Raw genomic sequence first — 22,533 nt, forward strand, 5'->3', positions numbered from 1 at the left:
TCCACTCATCTGCCCCTGCGAGTAAAATTTTACACATACTCATCTCCCACCTACTCATTGGTGCGATTCGCACCTTCACATTCCTTGAGGATGGGAGACTTCTTTCGGAAAGCCGTTAAATTGACCTTTTTCTTTTAAATATCGATAGGTATATTGCAGCTCGTCCCTTGGCATTATGCCTTCTTTTACTGCCGTTTCGTATTCTCGCAGCCAATAATCTTTCTGATCGTAATTTTCAAGCATATTGAGCAAGATAAATAATGAGACTTCTTTAAACCGTTGCTGGATATTACTTTTAAAATAACTGATGGCTGCCTCATATTCGCATAATGCTATCTTCAGCCTAAAAACAGTTTCAACAAGATCATTTATTTTTCGCTCGCGGCTATTTTCGTGATTATCCCATGTTTCCTTTGCAGGCGCTATCGTTCGCTGTTTCAGTCCTATTAGTAACTGATGACATTGTTCAATAGCTATTTCTTTCGCATCTGCGGTTCTCAGATTCGCAATGAATACATTGATTAGATCTGACCGCAGCGTGTCCATGTCCAGATAACAATTAATCACTTGTTTCATAGCAAAACTTATTGACTCTCTATTAATTCCGGTACTAAATTTTCTTTTTAGGAGAATATCGAATAATTCAACTTGCGCAATACCAACAGATCTAAAGGGATTTTCTGTGTTAAAGATCAAATAGCCACATCCATAACACAACATTTCATACAGTTCTTCCAGTAGATCTGTAGCTCGTTTTCCCTCCTTTCCTGCAACGGGTACCTGTTGCAAATGCTTTATGTATGATCTTACCTTGAATCGCCACTTGGAACGATACTTTTTGCTGACATAGTGATTAGGGATGACATAATTTTGCTTATAAGCATTTTGGAGCAACTGCTCAATTTCACGTTCCAAATCATTGACGTTAACATCCTTAACTTTTTTTCTTTTCATCTTTTCGGCTTCTTTGTACCGCTGAAAATCTTCCAACATCATGTCAACTGTTTTTTCATCACGCACTTTTTTCGGAATTGACTTATACAATTCGACAATAATCTTACTTAAATCGTCCTTACTGTATTTTTCAATAAGCTTTCTTAGTTCAGTGACACGCATTAACATCACTCCTTTGTTTAAGGCTTAGTTACCTTAATTTAGAATGAGTTGGGACACGCATTCGATATGGCTTGATTGGTAATCGCAGATATATTGATGTAGCAGTGTTTGCCTTATCGTACTAAATTTATATTATTAACTCTTCCATGTTTCTAATAACTTTTCGAAACTTAAATTTTTCCATTCCTCTTTCCATAATTCAAAATATTTTATGTCGTTAGATGAAGGCTCTAATTCACATGAATCAATTTTAACAATTGATGGCATTATAACAGAATCACCGATTAATATTGCTTCTCCAGATTTTAATGAAGGCAGTGAATCAGTAATACCTGACAAAGAATCTGGTAAAAGCCTTTTAACAAAGTTTTGATCATCAGGATTTGTTAAACGCATTGCTACAAAATTATTACATTGCGAAAAGATAGTTTCAGATATTTCTGATGGTCTTTGACTGATAACTGCCAGTGTTACACCGTATTTTCTTCCTTCTTTTGCTATTCTTTCTATCGATAAAGTTGAACTCCTATATTTAACTAAATTACTTCTAGGTGCATACTTATGAGCCTCTTCATAAACTAAGATTAAAGGAGTATCATTAGTACCCTTAACTTTTTTTATATAATATCCAAACTCAAAAAGTAATCTTGATATTAATGAAACAGTTATACTTAGAACCTCGAATGGTACACCACTCAAGTCTATAATTGTTACGTTGGAATTATTTTCCTTTTCATACCCAAGAAAAGCTCTAATTGTATCTTCAAAAGAAATCTCTTTAGACTTAATTCCGAATAAAAAGTCTAACCTTTTATCATTAATCTTGGCTTCAAATCTAGAAATAAATTTGTCTAATGATCCATCAGCATAATCACCGTTTTTAATGTTTTGAGCTTTGGAAGAATAAAACTCAAATTCCTTTTCGAAATATTTAACTAACTTTTCTTCATCGCTTAATTTTATACCAGAAGTCTCATTGGTTTTACCGTCTTTTAGTTCATATGTACCATCTCTAATCATATATCTATCAGAAACTTTAGCGTTTTTTGTTTCTTTACTCAAATTTTTCAAACAATATAAAACTTCATTTATATCAAATTTTAACGGACTATCGAAAAAGACCTTTTCTACTTCTGGATTATTTTTCTTTTTATTTGCCGTAATGATTCGTCTAAGAACTGAAGCTTGATTATAATTATTAAAGTCTCCTGATTCTAAAAATATTTCTTCTAGTTCATCACCATTTAATAGCCAATAAGGAATAACCAAATTATTAATATCAATAAAGTTCGCATCTGGAAAAGCTGCATGATATTCAGAATGTATATCAAATATTATAATATGCGAATTGTTTAGACCCGGAAATTCATTATTCTTTTCTTTGATTACATTTTGGAAAATTTTAGCGGTAGTATGAGATTTACCCGATCCACTTGAACCTACTATAGCTAAATGTTTATTAAAAAATTTGTTTCCATCTACTGGCACAGATATCTTATTATTATTGGCCAATTTTGCAAAAGTGAACTTTGATTGTTTATCTATACTGTTTTCAAAAATCATCGTTATATATTTCTCTTCAGCGGGCATTACAGATTTAGGAGGAATTGATAAAGTATCCCCTCCTCTAACAAATTTATTATCAATAAGTGTACCTAATGGGCTAGCTTCAATAATATATTTTCTGTCTAAATCATAATATAACATTCCATTGTCATCTGTCTTTTTCGTTTCTATTAAATCTATTGAAAAACTTTCTATAATTGCAATTAAAACCACATCATTATCATCGGAAATTTGCAAATACGAACCAACTTTCAACTCTTCTTCGGCAATTTTAAAGTCTTCAAGTTTTTCTACAGAAATCTTAACTTTATCAGGTTTTACAGAGATAACTTCTGCATTGATTTTCTCCATTAAAGTCACTCCTAGAATAAAAATTCGTATATATCAGAAAAGTCCTCTTGTTGAATATAGATAATATCTTCCCGAATATCAATTTCTTGTTTATTTTTCAAATAAAAATAATAAACCTTCTTTGTGACATTGTTTATTGAAGTTAATACTGGTGTCAGATATTTAAAATCATTAATAAATTTAATTTCAACATTATTTCGTAATGAAGATTTAGCAATTAAGCTTTGAAGAAAGAAAGCAGCATTTTCAAAATTAAAACCATCGCTAAATTTATAACCCTCCTTTTGTAATTTTAATTTTAACTCTCTTAAATCCTCTTTCTTAACGCCATCAAATAAAATATATGGAGCCGGTGATTTAACATACAAATAATTTTTATGTTCACTTGTTAGATAGAATTTTTTTCGCAATTTCAATACTATCTTTTTAAGTTGACTAACATTATATGTATCTGGTACTTGAATTATAAAAATCCTCTCATGGTAATTCCTGTTTATTTCTCTAAAATACTTTTTATTAATTAATCTGTAATACTTTTCTTTCCCCATAAATTCAATATAACTCGACTGAAAAATTATTTTTCTATTCTGCTTTATTAAACGAATAAGCTCATCTTTGGAACAAACTCTTTTAGCTTTTTGACTAGGTGGATTTTCTACAACTTTCTTTTCTATATACTTATACATCTGTGCATAATATATAAGTGCTTCATCTTCCTCGCATGAAAACTCAGTTTTTATCTTATCGATAACTTTTTCAAATTGATCTTGGTATTTTTGAGTAAAAATCAGTAAAAACTTGGATATAAACTCTAATTTTAATTCTTCTGAAAAATAATATTGCTTATTATTTATTCTGCAATCTCCTAGAATCTTGTTTAATTCCTCAAATGTTAATCTTTTTTCCTCTTCACCCTTATTTTTAAAGTATGAATATAGTACTGGTGTTCTTTTATCAGTTTTAAACATTTCCAAAAGTTGGCATACCGGCTTTTTTATCCTTGAATAACTGAAGTCTGTTTTTTCTTTATACTTTACCTGTACAATATAATTTTCATCGCTGTAATCTTCAAATTGTTCAATCTCAACTAGGTGACTAATGTTAGACTGTTCTAAAATTCTTAGTAAAGTATAATCATACTGAAAATTAAAACCCTTTATTGCATAATATCCTCCATCAAGTATTACCCCCATAGAATCCCCCTAATTTTTTGATGTTTTTAAATACGACAAATTTCCCATAATTAAATTATACCAAAAAAAAAGACAAATAGGGACATTTTTCGGTAAAAAATGGCTCTTCGCTAATTTGTATGGGTTCAAGAGAGTGCTATACCCACCCCTGCCCAAGAATGATAGGGTAAGCTCCTTCTCAACTTTGGATAGAGTTCCATTCTGTAGGGAGTCTGTCAAGGAGAGCACTTGACAGACTCCCTACAGAATGAAGAGCTGTCAGTTAAGTTGAGAAGGAGCTACCCTTGCTTACGGTCCCACCTGAATAATGAGCTTGTTCACCGTGGCATAGATCATGGCAATAAAGTTTTTGGTTGTCCTGTAACCTCTGGCCTTGCGTTTTGCTGCTTGAACTAAACTGTTGATACCTTCAAGAAGCCCATTTGTCATCTTTGAAACGAACCACCTTAAAATGCCTTTTTCATGTTTCTTAAGTGTTTGGGCTGTCTTTTTCATCGGCTCTAATTGAGAGCGGACTGCCCAATGATACCATTCCTGAAAATAGATTGGGGCCAGCTCTGAGGAGTAAAAATTTTTCGTGATAATTTAAATATACCTCCCAAAAAAGCGGCCAAATATGTAATAATTTAAATAATTAGAGCTTGCTGGACGAATATTTTGGCATGGCTTAGTGACAAGTCGAATACAAGCTAAAATTTGATTCGTTCAGCAAGCCCTAATTAAACTTGGCTGTTTTGAGGGGGTTTTTATTTTGGTTACTAGAAAAGAAAAAAGAAATCGTGAGAGCCCTTGCCAAAATGCTATATCCCCTGAAACTGTAAGCAGTCAGACAATTAAAGGTCGTTGATTTATTCCACTAAAGAAAAAAGACGTTTGTAGGAATATTATGACAAACGCAAAAAGAAATTGTGAGTTTTTGATTTTAATGGGGTAAATTTATTTATTATAAGTGTCTAAATTTTTCCACTTTGGTCGGTTTTGGGCGGGTTTCAATAGATTAAGCTACTCATTCCCGTGGTAAATATTGTAAAACGGAAAAGGATGATTTTTTTTGAAAAAAAAAGAGCCATGAAAGCCACTCCTTTGTTAAGATATAAGTACGACCAAATATCCAGGGAGTGATTTCATGACTATTTCTATTCTAACACAAACCAGAGACTTTTCAATACAACAAAATTTGATTCCCCACAATTGGCAAGACTATGCCGATATACCATTTGTCATTCCAGCCATGTGTTTCCCATGGGAGATTTTTAAGCCGATTGAACGAGAATACTACACCCTTTTATATTTGCACCTAAAAAATGAAAGAGCACATGATCCTTCTAATGAAATACAACCGGCACTATTTTCAATAACGGAGGAAGAAGACAAGTCTGCGTCTTCATTATTTCATCTCCCTTCCACTGGGAGAAAACCGCATCCTTTCATGCCCTTTTTTCGTGCTTTTGAACTGGCCTCTTTACAGTATATTGAAGTGATGGTGGAGAGTGTCTATTTGCAAGTGAAATCAAACCCGCTATTTGCCACCATGTGTGGATTTACGGAGAAAATTCCGAGCTACCGTTCCTTTGCTCGTTTTGATCAAATCATGACAACAAATGGTCTTTGGGAAAAAGCCCGGCTATTGGTTGTTGAATATAATAAAGGGGAAGGCGTGGTTGAAACGAATGAGGAAGCAGCCGCCGTGGATACATCGCATATAGAGGCAGAAGCAACCTTGAATAAAACAAGGAAGACGTGTTCTTGTGAGGGTGATTGCGATTGCCCCAAAGTCCTTACGGACGACAATGTAGGGGTAATGTGTAAAAGTAATGCAGTTTCCTATATTGCGCATAAATTATCAATGGTATGCGGGGTGAGATCCGGTTTGCCTTTGACGCGGGAAGTATTTAAAGGAAATACACCCGATGGGAAAACATTAGAACCGACATTGGAAACGTTTAAGGCAGAGCACCCCGAGATGGCTGAGCAGTTGAGCTTTATCCTGGCAGATGGAATCTACCAAACGCCGGAAAATCAAAAAGTGACAAAGGATGTATTACAGGCGAAATTGGTGGCACCGATCAATCCACGGAACCGTAAAGATAAACCAACTACCGCCCGGGGGATTGAAAAAATCAACCGGTACGGCACTCCCATCTGTATCAGTGGACATAAAATGGAACTTAGAGGATCTGATCGGGAAAAGGGGCAATATATTTACACTTGTCCTGTATTTCATCCAAATGCCAAGCAAGAAGGTCTCACCTGCCCGCTAGCGAATCACGCGGAATGTTGTAATGGGGCAGCACAAGGAAGAGTATTTAGGATGGACTTTGATCAAACGCCTCAAGTAGATGTCGAGTTGCCTCAACATGGTCGCACATTTGAAGTGTTATATAGTGCCAGGACGATCATCGAAAGAATCTTTGGCATTTTAAAAGACGGATACAGTCTCCGTCGTGTTCACAAGCGTGGGAAACAGGCAGTTGAAGCTCATGTAGATCGATGCATGATATCTATGCACATCATGGCAAATATGGCGTACCATCAGACAGGAAAGGCCAATTGTGGATGGACACGCAATCGGCTGCAAAGAGCAAATTAAGTTATTCACAGGTGGATATGTGAATAAATAAAATGAGCGTTTCCTTTCCACAAAGGGTAGTGAAAAAAACCCATTTTGTGAAGGCGGGATACGTATGCCCTTTTTTTGAAGGAAAATGACCGTTTTACTTCTATTGAATTGAAAATCTGGATGAAAAGGCAAAAAAATCGGGATAATTAATTTTCCAGAGCCTCGCTCAAGGGTATATTTTTATTTTGGCAGAGGCTCTAAAGAAAGACAATGCCAAATTTCCTCTAAGTAAAATATTTGTATATCTGATTGCGGGCTGGATGGCAGATTGCTCCCGTATGTTTCATTTTCAATCACTCCAGAATGACCCTTTGATTCGTGCTTTCTTAGGAGGAAAATGCCCGCATTATACGCTTTTAAGCAAGGATCTATTAAGGTTGGAGAAAATCGAAGATGCTGCCATAGAATTCAAAGAACGGGTGATGGACATCATCGAACCATGGCTGGATTCCGATCTCATTCTTGACTTTGATTCAAGTGTCGAAACGGTTTATGGAAACCAGGAGGGAGCGAAAATCGGGGTGAACCCCCATAAGCCGGGCAGAAAAAGCTACCACCCCCTTCTCGTTTTTGAAGGAAAATCCCATCTTTGCTTAAACGGTGTGCTAAGACCGGGAAACGTCCATTCAGCTGACAACGGAATTGAATTTGCCGAGGAAACCTATCGATTGCTTTCCGCTCAGTACCTTATCCGGTACGCCCGTTTTGACAAGGGATTTGGCGGAGAAAAGTTTTACAGTTATTGGGAGCAGCAGAAGATTAACTACGCCGGCAAACTGAAATGGACATCAAGATTGAAAAAGTATGTTGAAAACGACAATTCTCCGTGGATCCGGTATGTTGATGATGAGCTGATTGTTATAGAGGGAAAAACAGTCTACTACCAAGCAACTTCCTGGGAAAAGCCAAGAAGAGTTGCGGTCATCCGAAAAGCTGACAAGTATGAGGAAGACCAGCTTCAATTGTTTGATTTTCTCTGGGATTATGAAGCCATTGTGACAACGATGGACTGGGAACCTATGGATATTTGGAGATTTTACAATCAGAGAGCCTGTCTGGAAAACTATATCAAAGAGTCTAAATATGGTTTTTCGATGGACAAGATTCCAACAGATTCTTTCGGGGCAAATCATATGGATCTTCTGATTAAATTACTGGCGTACAATTTATTCGAGATCTTTAAAAAGGACCATTGCCCGGCTGCGTTCAAGTCCTATACCATCAGGCGGTTTCGAAGAGAGTTTATTTATTCGGCCGGCGTGCTGACGTCTCACAGCCGGAGGGTCTCATTGAACATTTGTGAGACATATGCCCACAAATGGGCATTCCGGAAAATGATTCAAAGTGTGCGCATGATTGATTGAGAGACAGGAACTGAATACTGGAAATTAAAAAGCCCGCAAAGGTGGGGAGGGGGAAAGTATACCTTCAACCACCTGAAATTATAGATTTGGATTCCATATTTTACATTTACTTCCACGTGTGTGGATTTTAGCTATCAAATTAGAGCAGAGAAGAAAATATATTACGGCACCCAAGATACATCTTTTTACTAATGTCCTCTTTTGTGCCGATTGTGGTACAGGTATGTGGTTCCGAAGCAATCGAGACGGATACATTTGTGGGGCTTATGCGCGTCATGGAAAAAAAGCTTGTACCGCCCACAAAATAAAAGAGGATTTTTTAAAAGAAACAATTCTAAATGACATAAAATCCTTAATTCATCAAATTGACAAAGAGCAATATATAAAGAAGATGGAGAGAAAATCGAAAAGTACAAAATCGGATTCTCAAAAGAAAATCAATAAGATTAACAAACAGATGGATGTTTTAAAAAATCGAAAAAGGAAATTCATCAACCTGTTAGCTGACGGAATCATTACCAATGAAGAATATCAAGAGAGTATTGAAGCAACGAACAAGGATTTAACTGAATTAATGGAACAGAAAAATGAACTTCTTTCATTGATGGAAAGCGAGGATGTAATCGAAACGATTGAAAAGCTTAAAAAGGAATTACTTCAATTCCTAAATTTCGATGAATTAACCGAGGATATTCTCCATCGACTGATTAATCGAATCGAGGTAAAAGAGGACGGTACACCAATAATTCATTACCGGTTTACCACACCAAAAATTGAATAGAGGCAAGAGAGAAACCTTATCTTGCCTCATTTTTTCATTTTAAAACTATCTGCGAAACGCACTCAACGTGCGTCGTATGCGGAAACATGTCAACAGGCTGTACGTCCACCGTACGGTATCCTCCGTCTTCCAGGATCCGCAAGTCTCTTGCCAGTGTTGCCGGGTTGCAGGAGACATAGACGACCTTTTTCGGCTTCATCTCTAGAATCGTCTGCAGCAGGGCTTCATCACAGCCTTTGCGCGGCGGGTCGACCACTAAGACATCTGCCTTGTTGCCTGCCTCGTACCATTTTGAGATGACCGTTTCCGCTGTGCCCGCTTCAAACTCCACATTCGTGATGACGTTGAGCGCCGCATTGCGTTTTGCATCTTCAATCGCTTCCGGAACGACTTCGACTCCGAACACTTTGCGGGCTTTTTGCGCCAAAAACAATGAGATCGTGCCGATACCGCAATAGGCGTCAATCACCGACTCGTTGCCGTTCAAACCCGCGTATTCAAGGGCTTTATCATAAAGCACCTTTGTCTGGACGGGATTGACTTGGTAAAAAGAAAGCGCGGAGATGGCGAATTTCACATCCCCGATTTTATCGTAAATGGCCTCATTTCCCCACAGTACTTTGGTTCTCTCCCCCAAAATCACGTTTGTGCGCCTCGGGTTGACGTTGTGCACGATTGACTTCACCTGTTTCAGGCGCGACACAATCGCATCCACGAGTTTTTTCTGGTGCGGCAGTTCCGCTGTTCTCGTGATCAGCACGACCATCAGCTCGCCGGTCTCCCTCCCGTAACGCGCCATGATGTGGCGGAGGACGCCGCTGTGATGTTCTTCGTCGTAAGCCGGGATGCGAAGTTCCCGGCAGATTTCTTTTACTGCCCGGACAGCTTCGTTTACCGCCGGAAGCTGGATTACGCTCTCATCGGCATCGAGTATTTCATGGGTTCTCGGTTTGAAAAAGCCGGCTACGAGTTTTCCGTCTTTTTCGCCGACCGGCACCTGGGCTTTGTTCCGGTAATGCCACGGGTTGTCCATGCCGATAATCGGGTGGATGTGGGCGCCTTCAATTTTCCCAATCCGGGCAAGTGCCTGGCGCACCTGATTTTCCTTGTACTTGAGCTGGCCGGTATAGCTTATATGCGCAAGCTGGCAGCCGCCGTATTTCGGCGCCTCTTCTTTCGGGATATCGACACGGTACGGGCTCTTTTCGTACAGCTCAAGGAGGCGGCCGATCCCGTAGTTCTTGTTGGCTTTGATGACTTTAATACGAGCTTTCTCCCCCGGCAGGCCGTTTTTAATAAACAGCGGGTAGCCGTCCACCTTCGCTACCCCTGCGCCGTCATGCGTCAAATCTTCAAAAACAACCTCTATTTCTTCGTTCTTTTGGACCGGTAATGTTTTTTTCATGGCTGTCTTCCTTTTCGTCTTAATGGCTACGGAAATTTTAACATATAGCGGCCTTGAATGCGAAAAACAATCCGTTGCCGCAGACTGTTTTCTTGAATATTCGGCCGGTTTTAAAAATACACCTTTATTAAACAGATATTATGATGATAAAATGTTGTTGAAAGGACCAAAAACAAAGGGGGAAACGCTTCTTGAGTGATCAAACATTAAAAATGATTTCCATCGCCATTTATATGGTGCTGATGCTCTGGATCGGATGGGTGGCTTACCGGCGGACGAGCAACCTCGATGATTATATGCTCGGCGGTCGTTCGCTCGGCCCTGCTGTTGCCGCTTTAAGCGCAGGCGCTGCTGATATGAGCGGCTGGCTGTTGATGGGATTGCCGGGGGGCATTTATCTGACCGGGCTTGCCGATGCATGGATTGCGATCGGGTTGACGATCGGGGCATATTTAAACTGGCGGCTTGTGGCACCGCGTCTCCGCTCCTATACAAAGGTGGCCGGTGATTCCATAACGATCCCTTCTTATCTTGAAAACCGTTTTAAAGACCCGACCAAAATGCTGCGGCTTGTTTCCGCACTTGTCATTTTAATTTTCTTCACGCTTTATGTTTCTTCTGGGATGGTATCCGGAGCCGTCTTTTTTGAAAACTCATTCCATACGTCCTATTATGTAGGGTTGGTCATCGTGGCGGGCGTGGTTGTACTGTACACGCTTTTCGGCGGATTTCTCGCTGTTTCATGGACTGATTTTGTCCAGGGGCTGATCATGGTCATCGCACTCGTGCTCGTGCCGATTGTCGCTTTTACCAAAACGGGCGGGCCAGTTGAAACCTTCCATACCGTGAAATCGATCAATCCGGATTTGCTTGACTTTTTTAAAGGGACAACGGCATTGGGGATCATTTCCGCGCTCGCGTGGGGGCTCGGCTATGTCGGCCAGCCGCATATTATTGTCCGTTTCATGGCAATTAAATCGGTAAAAGAAACAAAAAGCGCGCGCAGAATCGGGATCAGCTGGATGATTTTATCGCTGATCGGCACATCCCTTACTGCGCTGATCGGGATCGCTTATTTCCATCAGCCCGGCCATAAATTGGATAATCCGGAAACGGTTTTTATCCAGCTTGGGCAGATTTTATTCCATCCGCTCATTGCCGGATTTGTGCTGGCAGCAGTGCTTGCGGCGATTATGAGCACCGTCTCGTCCCAGCTGCTTGTCACTTCAAGTGCGCTGACAGAAGATCTGTATAAGCTCTTCTTCCGCCGCAATGCTTCGGATAAAGAGTTGGTATTTTTCGGCAGGCTCGCGGTGCTTGTCGTTTCTGTTGCCGCCGCGCTGCTTGCTTTAAACCGCGATTCCACCATTTTGCAGCTCGTCAGCTATGCATGGGCCGGGTTTGGCGCATCATTCGGGCCGGTGATCTTTTTGAGCCTGTTCTGGCGCAAGATGAACCACTGGGGTGCCCTTTTCGGTATGATTGTAGGTGCCGTGACAGTGATAGTCTGGACCGTGTCCGGCCTGGATGCCAAATTATACTCCATGGTACCGGGATTTGCCTTTAACCTGATTATCAGCATGATTGTCAGCATCGCAACCTACAAACACCATGCGGGCATCGAAGAAGAATTTAACGACAGCCTTTCCGCATTGAAAAAAGAAAGTTGATTGTAAAACGCCGGGAGCTTTTTATACTGCTTCCGGCGTTTTTGCCAGGGCAGTGGTTGCCATTTGGGGCACAAAATGCCGGATTGGATACTGATTTAAAAAGCGCTGGAGCCGGCAGTCTGCATGCCCCGCTTCCTGCTCTTTTGTCAGTCAACCCTGTCTTGCGGGCGGATTTTGTCAAGCGGCGCAAAGACTTCGAGATGGCGGTACAGGTTTTCAAAAACGGCAGGGGCTTCTCCGCCGAGTTCGCCGTCCAGATTTAATAAAATTTTATCCGGCGAATGAACTTTTACGCGGCTGGCAGAGGTATAAATGACGTTCGGGTCATTCAGATGTTCGCCGCGCAGCGCAAGGGTAACAGCCCGAATGAACTCGGCCAGGTTCGTTTTTTTCAAAATCATTAATGTAAACAGGCCGTCATTGATCGAAGAGTCCGGAGCAAGTTTTTCAAAACCGCCGATGGAATTCGTCAGGCCAATTAAAAACATCATCGCTTCGCCTTCAAACAGCTTCCCGTCATATTCAATCGTCATCTGGGTCGCGCGGATCGAAGGCAGCATTTCAATTCCTTTTAAATAATAAGCGAGCTGGCCGAGCATCGTCTTCAGCCGGCTTGGCACATCATATGTCAGTTCCGTGAGCCGCCCGCCGCCGCCGATATTGATAAAATATTTCTCATTCATTTTCCCGATATCAACCGGAAGGGTATCGCCTTTTACGATAATTTCCGTTGCCGCCTGCACATCACGCGGGATTTGCAGTGCGCGCGCAAAATCATTTGTCGTACCCATTGGGATGACGCCGAGTTTCGGCCGGTAATCCTGTTCGGCAATGCCGTTGACGACTTCGTTGATCGTGCCGTCCCCGCCGGCTGCCACGACAATATCATACTTGCGTTCAACCGCTTTCCTTGCCGCTTTGATGGCATCGCCGGCGCCGGTTGTGGCATGGCAGGATGTTTCATATCCGGCCAGCTCTAATTTTTGCAGCACATCCGGGAGATGGCGCTTAAACGCTTCACGGCCGGAAGTCGGGTTATATATGATTCTTGCTCGTTTCATTCGCATCATCCTTATTTATGTTGATGTACATGCGTATTATGTAATCCCGTTTCGTGCAGGCAAAGGACAGTTTCCCCAAAACAGATCCGGATAGGGAAACTGATCGATATGTTGTCCGTTCTTTCTGCATGGGGCAAATCCTTCATGCATCCACTGAATTATCATACAACTTTTTTGGAAAAAAATCCACTAACAGCGCGGTGCGGTGTGCGCCTTGGCTGCAAAAAGGCGCCTTTTCGGCTGCCGTGTTCGTGGGGGCTGCCTTATGTGGTTCAAGAAAAGGGAACGTGCAGGCACGGATGATTTGTGCGTGCACCCTAAAACTCTCCATACTTGCGCATCATCACCGGCTGAACAACCGGATGCCGCGCTCATCCAGAAATTGAATCGTTTCCAGCAAAGCATCTTCGCCGATCTGGTACACTTCCCCGATGGTATCTTTCCAGCGGCCGAAGTCCCGCATGTGCAACTCGCGGATATTGCGGTAGTTCATAATCTTTAATGAGCGGTCGCGCAAATAGTAGCATTCCCGCCCGTTGAAGCGCACGGCGGTCACCCTGCGCATCGTCTGGTTGGCGTTGTCGTCAAGGTAAGATGCACGGATATCTTCTTTCAAATCGTCTTCCGTAAGCGGCAGCCACTCAATCGTTTTTTTCACAAAAGATTTCCCGTTGGAACGGCGGTCGATTTCGTAACGGCCGGGCTCAAGCTGCGTAAAAATGATGTCTTCGCCAAAACCGTGGAGCACGTGGCGCCGTTTTGATTCAAGTTCAACCGGCTTCATGATCGGGGAGCCGTAGCCGACATCCACATACAGTTTTTTTCCGTTCAATAAAACCATCAGCGCAACATGGCCGGGCACCACACGCACAAAGGAGCATTGAAAACCGAGGCTGCGCAACAGCCGCGCAAAATTGATGTTTAATGTAAAACAGGTGCCGCCCCATCCTTTTTCCCATAAATGCTCCACAAAAGTCTCAAACGGAGGTATGTAAATCCCCTCACGGAAGTAATGAAACTTGCTGAACGTTTCATAGGGAACATAGGAAAGATGGTGCTGGATAAGCCGCTGCAAAAAATTCAGCCCCGGCTCTTCATGTTCAAGCTTTAAGTAATTCAAATAAGCCTCCACCTGTTCTTCCATTTTCCTTTCCCCTTTCAAGTGCTTTATCCGTTCTTTTCGCTGCCCGGCATGAAAAAACCTTTTTTTCGCAACAATAGGGATGAAAAAAGTGACCAGCAGGCCCGACATGCACCTCTATTCCATTATAAACGTTTCAGCAGTAGACGCGCAGCTTACAGGCTCTTATTTCCTTATTGGAGCCTTTAAAAGGACAATTTGCTCCCGGTCCGGGTCTATTTTGTCTTTTTGAGACCTCCAAAAGGACAGGTCTGGCTTTCTTTTGTCTTTTTGAAATCTTCAAAAGGACAATTTGACACTGGTCCGGCTCTCTTTTGTCTTTTTGAACTCTCTAAAAAGACAGTTTTCTCCTGGTCCGGGGCTATTTTGTCTTTTTGAGACCTCCAAAAGGACAATTCACTCAGATTACAGCTCTCTTTTGTCTTTTTGAAGCCTCCAAAAGGACAATTCGACCGGATTCCAGCTCTCTTTTGTCTTTTTGAACCCCCCAAAAGGACAATTCGCTCGGATTTCGACTCTCTTTTTGGTCTTTTTTTTGAAGCCTTCAAAAATCAATTTGCCCACCCCGGTTTCCACCCCTCCAAAACGGCCTCCCAAAGGATGCATGTCCGTTTTTGCAACGTTTTCCGGCCGGGCGCTGCTTAAAGATGATTCCATTTTTGTCTATTATTTTTTGGTTGAAGTTTATTCCTGCTGGACGATGGTATATATGTTACTGTAAGCGATATTCACAATCACCGAACAAAGGAGAGATTTTGAATGGCAGACAAAGATAAAAAAATGACAGTAGAAGAAGCAGGTCGCAAAGGCGGAGAAGCTACTGCTGACAGCCACGATAAAGAATTCTATCAGGAAATCGGCAAAAAAGGCGGAGAAACCACTGCCGAAAAACATGGCAAGGAATTCTATCAAGATATCGGCAAAAAGGGCGGGGAAGCTACTGCTGACAGCCACGACAAAGAATTCTATCAGGAAATCGGCAAAAAAGGCGGAGAATCTACAGCGGAAAATCATGATAAAGAATTCTATCAGGAAATTGGCAAAAAAGGCGGAGAAGCCACTGCTGACAGCCATGACAAAGAATTCTATCAGGAAATCGGAGAAAAAGGCGGTAACGCAAGAGCGAAAAACAACGGTGAAGATTAAGAGGAATGATTTCACCCAAACCGGTTCAGCCCGCACGCTGAACCGGTTTTTTGCCGTTGTTCGCACTCTCTTTCTTTTTCTCCAATTGTCATCATTATTATAGCACAGCCCGCCGGATTTGGCAGTACATTTTGAAAAGATATTCATTTTGGATGCGCTTACATAAAAAGAGCCGGCATCCATTTTGCCCGCTCTTTTTATGCATTCAACCTTCTATTCAACTGGCAACTGTATCGCAGGTATTTTAAGCTTCTACCGGATTTGCCTGTTTTTCAACGGTTTCTTCGATCAAATTCCGGATTTTCACTTTTAAAAAATGTTCTTTGCAATAATAACCGAGCAGTTTGTTTGTTTTCCAGTCATACACCGGATAAACAGCATCAATTTCTTTGCCGGCTTTTCTCAAACAATATGCACACGTGGTTGTCAGTTCAAATAGGCGATCACACATTGTTTGCAGCCTCCTATCGTCAATTTCACCCTTTCGTTATATACCCGATCTCCGCATTTTAAAACAAAAAAGCGGTGGGGCGCACCGCTTTTTTGAAAAATTACCGTTTATTCATTTCCTGGATCAGCAGTTTATTGACAATCGGCGGGTTGGCCTGCCCTTTTGTCGCTTTCATGACCTGCCCGACCAAAAAGCCGAGCGCCCGGTCTTTACCGTTTTTATAGTCAATAATGGATTGTTCATTTTTATCCAGTACTTCTGTCACAATCTTTAAAAGCTCGCCTTCATCAGAAATTTGCACAAGCCCTTTTTCCTTGACGATTTTTTCCGGGTCGCCGCCTTTTTCGACCAGTTCGCGGAAAACCTTCTTCGCCAATTTTGAAGAGAGCGTGCCGTTTTCGATCAATTTGATCATGCCGGCAAGGCTTTCCGGTGTAAGCGCAATATCATGCAGTTCTTTCTGGGCTGAATTCAAGTAAGCGGACACTTCGCCCATCAGCCAGTTCGATGCCTGTTTTGCATCGGCGCCGGCTGCGATCGTCGCTTCAAAAAAATCGGACATTTCTTTCGTCAGTGTGAGCACCATGGCATCATAAGCCGGGAGCCCGAGTTCTTCCGTGTAACGCTTTTTCCGTTCGTCCGGCAGTTCCGGGATTTCGGCGCGCACCCGTTCTTTCCAGGCGTCATCAATATACAGATCCACAAGGTCCGGTTCCGGGAAATAACGGTAATCGTCCGAGCCTTCTTTCACCCGCATCAGAATCGTTTTGCCGGTTGCTTCGTCAAAACGGCGTGTTTCCTGTTGGATCACACCGCCTGCAAGCAGCACTTGTTTCTGGCGTTCCTGCTCATACTGCAGGCCTTTGCGCACATAGTTGAACGAGTTCAGGTTTTTCAGTTCGGTTTTCGTGCCGAATGTTTCCTGCCCGATTGGACGGATGGAAATATTGGCATCGCAGCGGAGTGACCCTTCTTCCATTTTGCAGTCGGAAACGCCGGTATATTGAATGATGGATTTTAATTTTTCAAGATACGCATACGCTTCTTCCGGCGTACGGATATCCGGTTCCGAGACAATTTCAATAAGTGGCGTGCCCTGGCGGTTCAAATCGACGAGAGAATACCCTTCATTTGCCGCGTGGAACAGTTTCCCGGCGTCTTCTTCCATATGAATGCGGGTAATGCCGATCTTTTTCTTTACGCCGTCCACTTCGATTTCAATCCAGCCGTTTTTCCCGATCGGTTTATCAAATTGGGAAATCTGATAAGCTTTCGGGTTGTCCGGGTAAAAATAGTTTTTCCGGTCGAATTTCGTTTCGGTTGCAATTTCGCAGTTCAGCGCCATTGCGGCCTTCATTGCGTAGTCAACCACTTTTTTATTCAGTACCGGAAGCACGCCCGGATAGCCGAGATCGATGACATTGGTGTTCGTATTCGGTTCTGCCCCGAAATGCGCAGGCGCCGGCGAGAAAATTTTTGTATTGGTTTTTAATTCAACGTGCACTTCAAGCCCGATCACTGTTTCAAAATTCATCTTTTTCACCCCTTACAATTGCGGTTTTTGGTTATGGAAGTCCGTTGCCTGTTCAAATGCATGGGCAACGCGGTACACAGTGCTTTCGTCAAAATGCTTCCCGATGATTTGCAGCCCTAATGGCAGACCGCCTGCAAACCCGCATGGAAGAGAGATCCCCGGGACGCCTGCCAGGTTGACCGGAATGGTTAAAATATCATTCGCATACATTGTTAACGGGTCTTCAATTTTTTCCCCGATTTTAAAGGCCGCAGTCGGCGTGGTCGGCCCGATGATGACATCATATTTTTCGAACACATCATCAAAGTCTTTTTTGATCAGGGTGCGGACCTGTTGTGCTTTTTTGTAGTACGCATCGTAATAACCCGCGCTTAGCGCAAAAGTCCCGAGCATAATGCGGCGTTTTACTTCGTCCCCGAAACCTTCCGAACGGGTCTTTTTATATAATTCTTCGAGGCTGGTTGCATTTTTCGAACGGTAGCCGTAGCGGACGCCGTCAAAACGGGCCAGGTTGGAAGACGCTTCGGATGAAGCAAGCAGATAATAGGCGGCCACGCCGTATTTCGAATGCGGCAGCGACACTTCTTCCCATGTGGCGCCGAGCTTTTCCAGCACTTTCAAGGCATCGAGAACAGCCTGGCGCGCTTCTTCGCTGACGCCTTCGCCTAAGTATTCTTTCGGCACGGCAATTTTCAAGCCTTTTACATCGCCTTTGAGCGCCTCCACATAATCCGGCACTTCCACATCGGCGGAAGTGGAGTCATGCCGGTCAAGCCCGGAAATTGCCTGTAACAGATAGGCATTGTCTTCCACGGTCCGGGTAATCGGCCCGATCTGGTCAAGAGAAGAGGCGAATGCGACAAGGCCAAAACGGGAAACACGCCCGTAAGTTGGCTTCATTCCGACAACCCCGCAAAATGCGGCCGGCTGGCGGATCGAACCGCCTGTATCAGATCCAAGCGCAAACGGCACTTCCCCCGCTGCCACCGCTGCAGCCGAACCGCCGGAAGAACCGCCCGGCACCGTATCCAGGTTCCAAGGGTTGCGGGTGATTTGGAATGCGGAATTTTCCGTCGACGAACCCATCGCAAACTCATCCATATTCAATTTGCCGATTGTGATCGTATTTTCCTTATGTAATTTCTCCATGACCGTGGCATCATAAATGGGATCGAAGTTTTCAAGGATTTTGCTAGCACAGGTTGTCCGCAAATCTTTCGTGACAATATTATCCTTGATTCCGATCGGCATGCCGAACAGCATATTTTCAGCTTCCGGCGAGCCGATTTTGCCGTCCAGTTCCGCTGCGGTTTTGCGGGCCCGTTCTTCATCCAATGTTAAAAAAGCTTTCACTTTGCCGTCTGTTTCTGAAATCTTTTGATACGCTTCATCAACAAGTTCTGAAACTTTAACTTCCTTATTATGTAAAAACTCGTGAAGTTCCGAGATTTTATGGTCAAATAAAGACATGCTTTCCCCTCCTTATTCTACGATTGTCGGCACACGGATCATTCCGTCCTGGGTATCCGGCGCATTTTTCAACACAAGCTCGCGCGGCAGTCCTTTTTCCACCGTATCTTCGCGCATGACATTGCGGATTTCAAGCACGTGCGTGGTCGGCAGAACCCCTGTTGTGTCAAGTTCATTTAATGATTCCGCAAAATGGATAATATCCCCCAGCTGTTTCGCAAATTTCTCCGTTTCCGTCTCATTCATTTCAAGGCGTGCTAGGTCGGCAACGTGTTGGACTTGTTCTTTTGAAATATCAGGCATAGCCTTTCACCTCCGTTATAAAAGTCGCATCAATTGTACGTGGAACCCAATCGGGCGTGCAGTTCATTGCCCCGCAGCACGGCCCGGAAAGCGGGGCCTGACTGTCCGTTCATATGGGGCGAATCGAACCCTGCAATACTATTGATCATAGCAGAAAAGCCCGCCCTTAAGCAAGGGGGGCGCCGGGGGTTGCAAAAAAGAAAACGGAGAAGCTGCTTCAGCCTCTCCGTTTTACGGGTCCCCATTAATGGGTGAATTGTTCTTGCTCGGTCGATCCTGTAAGTGCGGTAGTAGAAGAAGTGCCGCCTGAGATGACCATCGATACTTCATCGAAATAGCCGGTGCCGACTTCGCGCTGATGGCGTGTTGCCGTGTAACCATATTGTTCGTTCGCAAATTCTGCCTGCTGCAGTTCGGAATAGGCCGCCATGCCGCGGTCGCGGTAGTTGCGGGCCAGTTCAAACATGCTGTGGTTCAAGGCATGGAAGCCGGCAAGCGTGACGAACTGGAATTTATAGCCCATGCGCGCAATTTCTTTCTGGAAGTTCGCGATCGTTTTGTCATCAAGTTTCTTCTTCCAGTTGAAAGACGGCGAGCAGTTGTAAGCCAAAAGTTTGCCCGGGAATTTTTCATGGATCGCTTCTGCAAACCGGCGTGCTTCATCCAGATTCGGCTCGCTCGTTTCGCACCAGATCATATCGGCATATGGCGCATAAGCAAGTCCGCGGGCAATCGCCTGGTCTATGCCTGCCTGCGTGCGGTAAAAGCCTTCCGCTGTCCGTTCCCCGGTGATAAATGGCGCATCATACGGGTCAACATCGCTTGTGATCAGATTTGCCGCATTTGCATCCGTACGGGCAATAATAACGGTCGGCACGCCCATGACATCAGCAGCAAGGCGGGCTGCAATCAAGTGGCGGATGGCTGTTTGTGTCGGCTGCAACACTTTGCCGCCCAAATGGCCGCATTTCTTCTCGGAAGAAAGCTGATCTTCAAGATGGACAGACGCGGCGCCCGCTTCGATCATCGCTTTTGTCAGTTCGAATACGTTTAACGGGCCGCCAAATCCGGCTTCTGCATCGGCAACGATCGGTGCAAACCAATCAATCCGTTCGTCCCCTTCTGCATGGTGGATCTGGTCGGCGCGCTGCAAGGCCTGGTTGATCCGTTTGACGACATTCGGCACGCTGTTCGCCGGATACAGGCTTTGGTCCGGATACATTTGCCCGGCCAGGTTCGCATCAGCTGCAACCTGCCAGCCGCTTAAATAAATGGCTTTCAATCCGGCCTTTACCTGCTGGACAGCCTGATTTCCCGTGAGTGCGCCCAATGCATGGATATACTCTTCCGTATGCAGCAGGTTCCAGAATTTTTCCGCCCCCCTGCGCGCCAAAGTATATTCAATTTGAACAGAACCCCTCAGTTTGAGCACGTCTTCCGGAGAATACGGGCGGACAATCCCCTGCCACCTTTCATCTTTCTCCCAGCTTCGTTTCAGTTCAAGCGCTTTTTCGTTTACCATCAAAAATTCCTCCCATTTTTTCAATATAATGTAAAGCCGCAGGCAAAATAAGGCTTCCTCGGGGTTCAAACGATTCCCCTTTGTTACAGCTGCGGCGAAAGCAGCTAACATATAGAGCGATTTGTGATATTCACACGATTCCTCTCTATATGGCTCAAGAGCCTTTCATTGCACGTCTCCCCTTGTTGCGTTCATTCATTGTCAAATTGCCATTCTATCAGCCCAGCAGTTCATACGCCGGCAAGGTTAAAAATTCAATAAATTCATCTTCTTTGACAAGCCGGTCAAACAAGGCCACTGCTTCTTCAAAACGGCCGGCCCGGTAATATTCCTCCCCGATTTCCCGGCGGATGCGTTCCAGTTCTTCCGCTTTGATTTGTTCATATAGCTCAATCGTCACTTTTCTGCCGTCTGCAAGCACGCCTTTCGGATGGCGAATCCAGTGCCAAAGCTGGGTGCGTGAAATTTCAGCCGTCGCCGCATCTTCCATTAAGTTCGAGATCGGCACAGCGCCCCTCCCCCGGAGCCAGGATTCGATGTACTGGATGCCGGCATAAATGTTTTCGCGGATGCCTTTTTCCGTAATTTCCCCTTGCGGCACAGCGAGCAGATCATCTGCCGTTGCCGTAAAATCCATCTGCTTGCCGGAATGGATTTGGTTCGGCTCGGGCATTTCTTTGTTAAATGCTTCCATGGCAACCGGCACAAGCCCCGGATGCGCGACCCAGGTGCCGTCATGCCCGTCTCTTGCTTCCCGCTCTTTATCGGCGCGCACCTTTTGGAAGGCTTCTTCATTTTTTGCCGGGTCGTCTTTTACTGGGATCTGCGCAGCCATTCCCCCGATTGCCGGCGCATTCCGGCGGTGGCACGTCTTAATGGTCAAAAGCGAATAAGCGCGCATAAACGGTACCGTCATGGTGACGAGAGACCTGTCCGGCGTAATAAACTGCGGATTGGTGCGCAGTTTTTTAATATAGCTGAAAATATAATCCCAGCGCCCGCAGTTGAGGCCTGCCGAATGCTCTTTCAGTTCATACAGGATTTCGTCCATTTCAAATGCAGCCATGATCGTTTCAATCAGGACAGTTGCTTTAATGGTGCCTTTCGGGATGCCGATATACTTTTGCGCAAAGATAAAAACATCATTCCAAAGGCGCGCCTCCAGATGGCTTTCCATTTTTGGCAGGTAAAAGTACGGGCCTGTGCCGTTTTCAAGGAGCCTGCGGGCATTATGGAAGAAATAGAGCCCAAAATCTGTTAAACTGCCGGATACGGGTTTGCCGTCTACTAAAATATGTTTCTCTTCCAAATGCCATCCGCGCGGCCTGACAATTAAGACAGCGGGATGATCGGCCAGCTTGTATTCTTTTCCGTTCGGGCCGGTAAACGTAATCGTCCGGTTGACCGCATCACGGAGATGGATCTGGCCTTCAATGATATTCTCCCACGTCGGGGAAGTGGCATCTTCAAAGCAGGCCATAAATATTTTTGCGCCTGAATTCAAAGCATTGATCACCATTTTCCGGTCAACCGGCCCGGTAATCTCCACACGCCTGTCCTGCAAATCTTCGGGAAGCGGGGCAATGGTCCAGTCGGATTCGCGGATGGAGGCCGTTTCTTCGAGAAAATGCGGAAGCTTGCCCGACTTGATTTCTTCATCGCGTTTTTTTCTGTAGGCCAGCAGTTCGCGCCGCCTTTCGCCGAAATGCCGCTCCAGCTGTTCCAAAAACTGCAGCGCTTCCGGGGTCAATATTTCGTCATACCCGTCCTGGATGGATCCCGTTACGGTAATGCCTGGTGCTTTGGTCTCCATATCTGCACTCCCTTTCTTGTTATAAT

The 22,533-nt window shown here is 43.9% G+C and carries 17 protein-coding genes and 2 pseudogenes; 5 read left to right on the forward strand and 14 right to left on the reverse strand.

All coding sequences use genetic code 11. The annotated features are described in order from the left end of the window. Positions 1 to 75 precede the first annotated feature (75 nt). From NSQ19_RS13670 to NSQ19_RS13685, 4 genes and pseudogenes are all read right to left on the reverse strand, one after another. Positions 76 to 1,116: a hypothetical protein gene (locus tag NSQ19_RS13670; protein ID WP_340703045.1), complete on the reverse strand. Its 1,041-nt coding sequence runs from the start codon at positions 1,114 to 1,116 to the stop codon at positions 76 to 78. A 135-nt stretch (positions 1,117 to 1,251) separates the two neighbouring features. Continuing rightward, positions 1,252 to 3,033 (reverse strand): anti-phage-associated helicase HerA, encoded by a 1,782-nt coding sequence (herA, locus tag NSQ19_RS13675; protein WP_340703046.1) that lies wholly within the window; start codon positions 3,031 to 3,033, stop codon positions 1,252 to 1,254. Positions 3,034 to 3,044: 11 nt separating this feature from the next. Next, a complete protein-coding gene (locus NSQ19_RS13680; protein WP_340703047.1) occupies positions 3,045 to 4,226 on the reverse strand; it encodes a hypothetical protein in 1,182 nt (393 codons plus the stop codon). Between the two features lie 288 nt (positions 4,227 to 4,514). Then, a pseudogene (locus NSQ19_RS13685) lies at positions 4,515 to 4,790 on the reverse strand (transposase); the annotation flags it as partial. Between the two features lie 562 nt (positions 4,791 to 5,352). Between NSQ19_RS13685 and NSQ19_RS13690 the strand changes: the two are divergent. From NSQ19_RS13690 to NSQ19_RS13700, 3 genes and pseudogenes are all read left to right on the forward strand, one after another. After that, positions 5,353 to 6,816 carry a transposase gene (locus tag NSQ19_RS13690; protein ID WP_340703048.1) on the forward strand — a complete coding sequence of 488 codons (1,464 nt, stop codon included), beginning with the start codon at positions 5,353 to 5,355 and terminating at the stop codon, positions 6,814 to 6,816. 221 nt (positions 6,817 to 7,037) lie between these two features. Beyond that, positions 7,038 to 8,210: pseudogene (locus NSQ19_RS13695) on the forward strand (IS1380-like element ISBco2 family transposase); the annotation flags it as partial. A 223-nt stretch (positions 8,211 to 8,433) separates the two neighbouring features. Beyond that, on the forward strand, positions 8,434 to 8,991 hold the full coding sequence (locus NSQ19_RS13700; RefSeq protein WP_445798410.1) for a recombinase zinc beta ribbon domain-containing protein: 558 nt from the start codon (positions 8,434 to 8,436) through the stop codon (positions 8,989 to 8,991). Between the two features lie 34 nt (positions 8,992 to 9,025). Here NSQ19_RS13700 and rlmD read toward each other — a convergent pair whose 3' ends face one another. Further along, positions 9,026 to 10,396 (reverse strand): 23S rRNA (uracil(1939)-C(5))-methyltransferase RlmD, encoded by a 1,371-nt coding sequence (gene rlmD, locus NSQ19_RS13705; protein ID WP_340703050.1) that lies wholly within the window; start codon positions 10,394 to 10,396, stop codon positions 9,026 to 9,028. A 191-nt stretch (positions 10,397 to 10,587) separates the two neighbouring features. Here rlmD and putP point away from each other — a divergent pair, with 191 nt between their 5' ends. Beyond that, a complete protein-coding gene (gene putP, locus NSQ19_RS13710) occupies positions 10,588 to 12,066 on the forward strand; it encodes a sodium/proline symporter PutP (RefSeq protein WP_133537645.1) in 1,479 nt (492 codons plus the stop codon). Positions 12,067 to 12,212: 146 nt separating this feature from the next. Here the strand turns inward: putP and NSQ19_RS13715 are convergent, their stop codons facing one another. The 3 genes from NSQ19_RS13715 to NSQ19_RS13725 form a co-directional block, all read right to left on the reverse strand. After that, on the reverse strand, positions 12,213 to 13,127 hold the full coding sequence (locus tag NSQ19_RS13715) for a diacylglycerol kinase (protein ID WP_061575004.1): 915 nt from the start codon (positions 13,125 to 13,127) through the stop codon (positions 12,213 to 12,215). 343 nt (positions 13,128 to 13,470) lie between these two features. After that, a complete protein-coding gene (locus NSQ19_RS13720) occupies positions 13,471 to 14,271 on the reverse strand; it encodes an arylamine N-acetyltransferase (RefSeq protein ID WP_340703051.1) in 801 nt (266 codons plus the stop codon). Between the two features lie 402 nt (positions 14,272 to 14,673). Then, positions 14,674 to 14,925 (reverse strand): hypothetical protein, encoded by a 252-nt coding sequence (locus NSQ19_RS13725; RefSeq protein WP_258432861.1) that lies wholly within the window; start codon positions 14,923 to 14,925, stop codon positions 14,674 to 14,676. Between the two features lie 102 nt (positions 14,926 to 15,027). Between NSQ19_RS13725 and NSQ19_RS13730 the strand changes: the two genes are divergently transcribed. Continuing rightward, positions 15,028 to 15,414 (forward strand): KGG domain-containing protein, encoded by a 387-nt coding sequence (locus tag NSQ19_RS13730; protein ID WP_029142030.1) that lies wholly within the window; start codon positions 15,028 to 15,030, stop codon positions 15,412 to 15,414. 244 nt (positions 15,415 to 15,658) lie between these two features. On the opposite strand, the gene NSQ19_RS13735 is transcribed toward NSQ19_RS13730, so the two are convergent. The 6 genes from NSQ19_RS13735 to aceB form a co-directional block, all read right to left on the reverse strand. Then, positions 15,659 to 15,865: a hypothetical protein gene (locus NSQ19_RS13735; protein WP_061575007.1), complete on the reverse strand. Its 207-nt coding sequence runs from the start codon at positions 15,863 to 15,865 to the stop codon at positions 15,659 to 15,661. A gap of 100 nt (positions 15,866 to 15,965) precedes the next feature. Further along, a complete protein-coding gene (gene gatB, locus NSQ19_RS13740) occupies positions 15,966 to 17,399 on the reverse strand; it encodes an Asp-tRNA(Asn)/Glu-tRNA(Gln) amidotransferase subunit GatB (RefSeq protein WP_013860578.1) in 1,434 nt (477 codons plus the stop codon). A 12-nt stretch (positions 17,400 to 17,411) separates the two neighbouring features. Next, positions 17,412 to 18,869, reverse strand: a complete 1,458-nt coding sequence (gene gatA, locus NSQ19_RS13745) for an Asp-tRNA(Asn)/Glu-tRNA(Gln) amidotransferase subunit GatA (RefSeq protein WP_327076338.1) — start codon at positions 18,867 to 18,869, stop codon at positions 17,412 to 17,414. A 12-nt stretch (positions 18,870 to 18,881) separates the two neighbouring features. Then, positions 18,882 to 19,172, reverse strand: coding sequence for an Asp-tRNA(Asn)/Glu-tRNA(Gln) amidotransferase subunit GatC (gene gatC / locus NSQ19_RS13750; RefSeq protein ID WP_013860580.1), 291 nt, complete (start codon positions 19,170 to 19,172; stop codon positions 18,882 to 18,884). A 244-nt stretch (positions 19,173 to 19,416) separates the two neighbouring features. Continuing rightward, the gene (gene aceA, locus NSQ19_RS13755) at positions 19,417 to 20,694 is read right to left on the reverse strand and encodes an isocitrate lyase (protein WP_237348622.1); all 1,278 of its coding nucleotides are present in this window, start codon (positions 20,692 to 20,694) and stop codon (positions 19,417 to 19,419) included. Positions 20,695 to 20,911: 217 nt separating this feature from the next. Further along, positions 20,912 to 22,507 (reverse strand): malate synthase A, encoded by a 1,596-nt coding sequence (gene aceB / locus NSQ19_RS13760; RefSeq protein WP_029142033.1) that lies wholly within the window; start codon positions 22,505 to 22,507, stop codon positions 20,912 to 20,914. Positions 22,508 to 22,533 lie beyond the last annotated feature (26 nt).

The sequence above is a fragment of the Weizmannia sp. FSL W8-1119 genome (assembly GCF_038008605.1).
Lineage (GTDB): Bacteria > Bacillota > Bacilli > Bacillales > Bacillaceae_C > Weizmannia > Weizmannia coagulans.